A 5,439-nucleotide genomic window follows, 5' to 3' on the forward strand; every position below is an offset into this window, starting at 1 on the left:
GGACGCCGTCGGGCACGTTCAGGGAGGGAAGGTCGTGGCGGGTCGCCAGATCGCGGAGGGGGCCGGACTCGCCGGTGGTGACGATCGTCCGCTCGGTCCAGTCGACGCCGGCCGACTCGACGGCCTCGCGGACGACAAGGAAGTTCGCCAGCGTCTCCGCCGTCGTCCCGGATCGCGAGACCACGTTGATCGCGGTGTTCTCGAGGGGGAGTCCCTCGAGACGGCTCGAGACCCACTCGGGGTCGACGTTATCCAGAAAGACCGTTTCTGTGTCCGAGTCGAGTGCGTTCGTGATCGTCGCTGCACCCAGCGAGCTGCCGCCGATGCCGACGGTGAGCAGCGCGTCGGCGTCGGCGACGGGCTCGACCGCCGCTCGAATTTCGTCCGGATCGGTCCGTTCGGGGAGGTTCAGCGCCTCGTAGCCGTGTTCCTCGTTCGCCATCCCGCGCTCGATACGCTCGTGGGCGGCCGCCACCTGCTCGTCCAGGCGCTCGAGGGACTCCCTCGAGACGCCCGGCGACGCGACGGACGCGAGCGCGTTTCCGATGTCGACGTTCATACGCGAGGAGGCGACCGCAGGGCCTAAAGTCGTTCCGTGATCGGTTCAGCGGCGCTCCGGGATCGGTTCGTCGGCGCTGCTGTCGCCGATCGCGCCGACCGGGACACGCCGCCGTGACGGACCCACCACGTGTGTAGGGACCGGTCTTACGCGTCCGCAGCTCTCAGTCGATAGCGAGCACCATGACCAGCCACACGCCGAACGAGCCGGTCGACATCCTGCTCGTCGAGGACAATCCGGGCGACGTTCGTCTGACCAGAGAAGCGTTCGAAACGACCGACAGCGACATCGAATTCCACACCGTCACCGACGGGAAGGAGGCGACGACGTACTTCGACGTCTGCGAGACGGACACCGCGAGCACGGACCCCGATCTCGTCCTCCTGGATCTGAACCTCCCGCGAGTAGACGGGCTCACGGTCCTGGAAACGCTCGAGAACGAATTGGACTACCCGCCACCGCCGATCCTCGTCCTCTCGAGTTCGGAAGCGGAAGCGGACATCGCCGAGAGTTACGATCGGGCCGCGAACGCGTACCTCACGAAGCCGGAGGGTCCCGGCGAGTTCGACACGTTAGCGCAAGCGATCGAGGATTTCTGGATCGACTCGGCGCGGCATCCGCCCGTGCCGTCGTAGATCGGTGTTGGTGGGCACCGCCTCTGCCCGATCGGATCACGAGGTCACCGTTCGACCGATGTCCGAGCGGAAGGACGCCCGGCGCTCTCCGGTGGCTCGCGGTCGGAAGCCGAAACCCCGAAACCGACGGTTCGCGTACGGACGGCCATGAGCGAAAAGACGGGCACCTTCGTCGTCACGCACGCCGAAGACGAATCGGCGGTCGTTCGCGACGTCGACACCGCACAGGTCCACACCCTCGCGTCGAACCCCGGCCTCGAGATCCACGACGTCCTCGAGGCCACCGTCGCACCGGAGCCGCCGCTGGACGTCGCGTGGGAAGTGATCGACGTCGAAGACCGACGCTCGATCGACCTGGTCGACAGCGACCTCGAGCCGACCCAGCGCGAAAAAGAGCTCGCAGCCGACAGCGAGGTCGGCGACCTCGTTCAGGAGGAGCGCGCCGGGACGGGCGAAATACACGTGTTCCACGTGCCCGAGGGCGAGGTCGAACCTGCAGCTCAGGACGTTCTCACGGACGAGGAGACGATCGCGCGGGCGGCCCGGCTCGAGGCGGTCCGCGTGGAAGTGCGCCGCTCGGCCGACGACGGCGTGTTGAGCGTACGATATCTGCCGGACTGATCGGTGGCATCCGACGAAAGATCCACTCGTCACCTGCTGCGTCCGGCGAAGAGTTACTCAGACGGGCTCCTCTCCGTCAGTTCCGGCGCACCCGAGACCCGCCAGACGAGTACGCCGGTACAGCGGTACAGCAGACCGTCTCAGCGCCGGCGACTGTCCGCAGTCCCGGGCTCGAGTCGGTGCCTCCCGGCCGCGAGCGATGGTTGGAATTGAGAAAGCTTACTTCGGGGGGCTGCAAGTTGTCCGATATATGGCGTATTTCGACGTACCGGAGATCGAGTACACCCGGTACAGTAACCGCCAACTCGCGGCGGTTCCGCTCGCGGTTCTCGCGGTTGCACTGCTCGTCCTCAGCGGGTCGTTTCTCGTGTACGGCACGCCGGTTCCGCTGGGAATGGACTTCGCCGGCGGGACGGAGTTGACCGTCCAGACGACCACGCCGGCCGACGAGATTCCGGCGGCGTTCGACGAAGAGCCAGAATCGGTGACCGGAACGGGAAGTGAAAATCAGTACATCGTTCAGTTCTCCTCTGCGGACTCGCAGGCCCTGAGCGATCAAGCCCAAGAGGGCCTCGAATCGGACGGCGACAGCGAGATCGTCCAGGCGGTCTCCTCGACGTCGGCGAGCTTCGGCCAGCAGAGCCAGCAAACGGCCATGCTGGGGGTCGCCATCGCGTTCGTCGGGATGAGCGCCATCGTCTTTCTGCTCTTCCGGACGTTCGTCCCGTCGATCGCGGTCGTCATCTCGGCGTTTTCCGACCTCGTGATCCCGCTGGCGTTCATGCGACTGGCCGGAATCCCGCTCTCGCTGGGGACGGTCGCCGGCCTCCTGATGTTGATCGGCTACTCGGTCGACTCCGACATCCTGTTGAACAACCATATCCTCCGCCGGAGCGGTGGCTTCTACGAGAGCACGCACCGCGCGATGCGGACCGGCGTCACGATGACTGTCACATCGATGGCCGCGATGCTCGTCATGGCCGTCTCGGCGTACATCTTCGGTATCGGTCTCCTGGCATCGATCGGAATCATCCTGTTCGTCGGCCTCGCGGCCGACCTGATGAACACCTACATGTTGAACCTGAGTCTGCTCCGCTGGTACAAGTTCGAGGGGATCCGCTCATGAACCCGATAGCGACCGTCAAGTCCAACTGGCGGCTCCTCCTGCTCGTCCTGTTTCTCGCCTTCGCCCTCGTCGCCCTCTTCATCCCCGGCGGCATCGTGGCCGACAACAGCTACGCCGAGAGCACCGTCGACAGCGGCCCCACCAACCTCGAGTTCGGGCTCGGCCTCGAGGGCGGGACCCGAATCAGGGTCCCAGCCACCGGAATGACTGCTGAGGACATCGAATCCGGCATGGCCGAGGATGGAATCGACCAACAGGAGAGCCAACGGCTCGACGATATCGAGTCGACGATGACCGACGAACTCGGCCTCGAGCCGGCGGACACCAGCGTCGACGTACAGGACGACGGGACCGTCACCGCGGAAGTGTTCTCCGACAACGTGACGCAAGCCGAGTTCGCCGCGGCGCTGCAATCGACGAACGTCGACGCGTCGGAGGACGATATCCGCGACGGCGTCACCCAGAAGACGCGCGACGACATGATCGACACGATCCAGACGAAGGTCAACGCTGCGGGGCTCTCCGGCGGGACGGCCTACGAGCAGACGACGCCGGGCGGCGACCACTACATCGTCGTCGAGGTCCCGAATATGGACGCGAGCGAACTCCGCCAGTTGCTCTCCGAGCGCGGGGTCGTCGAGGTCGTCGCCTACTATCCCGACGATAGCGGAAATCAGACGAATCAGACGAACCAGACGAATCAGACGGTGTTGACCGGCGACGACATCGCCGACGTCGACCCGCCCCAACAGCAGACGGATAGGCAGGGGCGGGAAACGTCGGGATACGTGGTCCCGGTGGAGGTCAGAGGCGAGGCCGCATCCCAGTTTCAGCAGCAGATGAACGACTTCGGCTTCACCGATCAGAGCGAAGGAGTCGGGCGGTGTGGCCTCCGCGGCGACGACGGAACCGTCAACTTCGATCAGGAGGGAGAGCAGTACTGTCTCCTAACTGTCGTCGACGGAGAGGTCGTCGATGCCCACAGCATGGGATCGACCCTGGCCGAGTCGATGCGAAACGACTGGGCGGAGAACCCGACCTTCCAGATGGGGGCACCGAGTCAGCAACACGCCCAGTCGCTCTCGGTCAACCTCCGAGCCGGCAGCCTGCGCGCGCCGTTGGACTTCGAAAACGATCAGGTCTACTCGATCGAGCCGGCCCACGCCACCCAGTTCAAGGAGTACTCGCTACTGATCGGATTCCTCTCGGTGATCACGGTCAGTGGCGTCGTCTACACTCGATACACGGACATGCGGGTCGCGCTCCCGATGATCGTGACGGCGGTCGCGGAGGTGGTGATCCTGCTCGGGTTCGCCGCGCTGATACGCATGCCGCTGGATCTCTCCCACGTCGCCGGGTTCATCGCCGTCGTGGGGACCGGGGTTGACGACCTCGTGATCATCGCCGACGAGGTGATGGACGAGGGGGATGTCAGCTCGGAACGGGTCTTCCAGTCGCGGTTCCGCAAAGCGTTCTGGGTCATCGGTGCCGCCGCGGCGACGACCATCGTCGCCCTCTCCCCGCTCGCCGTGTTGAGCCTCGGCGACCTCAAGGGATTCGCCATCATCACCATCCTCGGCGTGCTCATCGGGGTCCTCATCACCCGCCCCGCCTACGGTGACATCCTGCGACGGCTGCTCACCGATCGGTAGGCGTCTCGAGCGGTGACTATCCGATAGCAATAGCGGCGTTTTGCGATCGGTTCTCGACGCTTCGAGAGCGCTCAGCGTTCCCGACATCGCGGACACCAGTCGACGGTGTCGCCGTCACCGTGCGCAGCGGCGAAATCGTACGAAACGGGAGTGTTACAGGCAGTACAGATCGGCATCATAATCACCACAGCAACGCAGCGGTGCAACGTACAAGAACGGCCAGCCTGCAGTTGCAACCGCGCTCGCGGCTCGGTGTCGAGACAGCAACAGTTCGTATCGGGCGGTGAACGGATTTCATCCGTCCGCGGACGAGGTGCGTTCTCGAGACTCGATGGAACGTACAACGATTGTAGCAATCATCAGCGAAGCGGCTCTCGGGGAAATGAATGGCGGCAGAAACGGCGGAACCGAACAAGCCTAGGCCGGGATTTGAACCCGGGCTCTCGTCCTTACCAAGGACGCGCTTTACCGCTAAGCTACCCAGGCGCGCATCTGTTCGTTGATTGGAGTCGTCTTTATGGGTTTCGATTCGAGCGGGCCGTGCGCCGGGTTGTCGCAGCCCCATCCCGCGATTGCATTCGTCTGTCAGGGATCCGTCGCGGACGTCGCTCGATCGGTCGTGGAATCCTCGAGCGACAGCTCTCGAGCCCGCGCGTGGAGGTCGGAGAGACAGTCCTCGACTGGGGGAAACGAGGTGCCGACGTCGGCGGCGAACTCCGCGACGACGGCGTGCAGTCGGGGTGAAGGGGTTTCGCCGACGGCGACGGCGCCGGTGCGGACGGCCAGTTCGAGCACGTCTCGCCCGAGGTTCGCATCGACCGATGCGGGATCGCCGCCGTCGGTGCC

Annotated in this window: 5 protein-coding genes, 1 tRNA gene and 1 pseudogene; 4 read left to right on the forward strand and 3 right to left on the reverse strand. The window is 64.9% G+C overall.

Annotated features, from left to right (window positions below):
- Positions 1 to 559 (reverse strand): annotated as a pseudogene (locus tag PGX04_RS27495) (glucose-6-phosphate isomerase); the annotation flags it as partial.
- A gap of 182 nt (positions 560 to 741) precedes the next feature.
- Here PGX04_RS27495 and PGX04_RS27500 point away from each other — a divergent pair.
- The 4 genes from PGX04_RS27500 to PGX04_RS27515 all read left to right on the forward strand — a co-directional run bounded on the left by PGX04_RS27500 (position 742) and on the right by PGX04_RS27515 (position 4,593).
- Positions 742 to 1,194, forward strand: a complete 453-nt coding sequence (locus PGX04_RS27500; protein ID WP_273741395.1) for a response regulator — start codon at positions 742 to 744, stop codon at positions 1,192 to 1,194.
- A 147-nt stretch (positions 1,195 to 1,341) separates the two neighbouring features.
- Positions 1,342 to 1,815 carry a DUF5812 family protein gene (locus tag PGX04_RS27505; RefSeq protein WP_273741396.1) on the forward strand — a complete coding sequence of 158 codons (474 nt, stop codon included), beginning with the start codon at positions 1,342 to 1,344 and terminating at the stop codon, positions 1,813 to 1,815.
- Positions 1,816 to 2,065: 250 nt separating this feature from the next.
- Positions 2,066 to 2,941, forward strand: a complete 876-nt coding sequence (gene secF, locus PGX04_RS27510; RefSeq protein ID WP_273741397.1) for a protein translocase subunit SecF — start codon at positions 2,066 to 2,068, stop codon at positions 2,939 to 2,941.
- Positions 2,938 to 4,593 carry a preprotein translocase subunit SecD gene (locus PGX04_RS27515; protein WP_273741398.1) on the forward strand — a complete coding sequence of 552 codons (1,656 nt, stop codon included), beginning with the start codon at positions 2,938 to 2,940 and terminating at the stop codon, positions 4,591 to 4,593. The genes secF and PGX04_RS27515 overlap by 4 nt, the downstream gene beginning before the upstream one ends.
- A gap of 414 nt (positions 4,594 to 5,007) precedes the next feature.
- Here PGX04_RS27515 and PGX04_RS27520 read toward each other — a convergent pair.
- A tRNA-Thr gene (locus PGX04_RS27520) sits at positions 5,008 to 5,079 on the reverse strand.
- A 99-nt stretch (positions 5,080 to 5,178) separates the two neighbouring features.
- Positions 5,179 to 5,439: DUF7114 family protein (locus tag PGX04_RS27525; protein WP_425498465.1), on the reverse strand; the 261-nt coding region annotated here is incomplete at its 5' end.

Source organism: Natrinema soli (assembly GCF_028618695.1).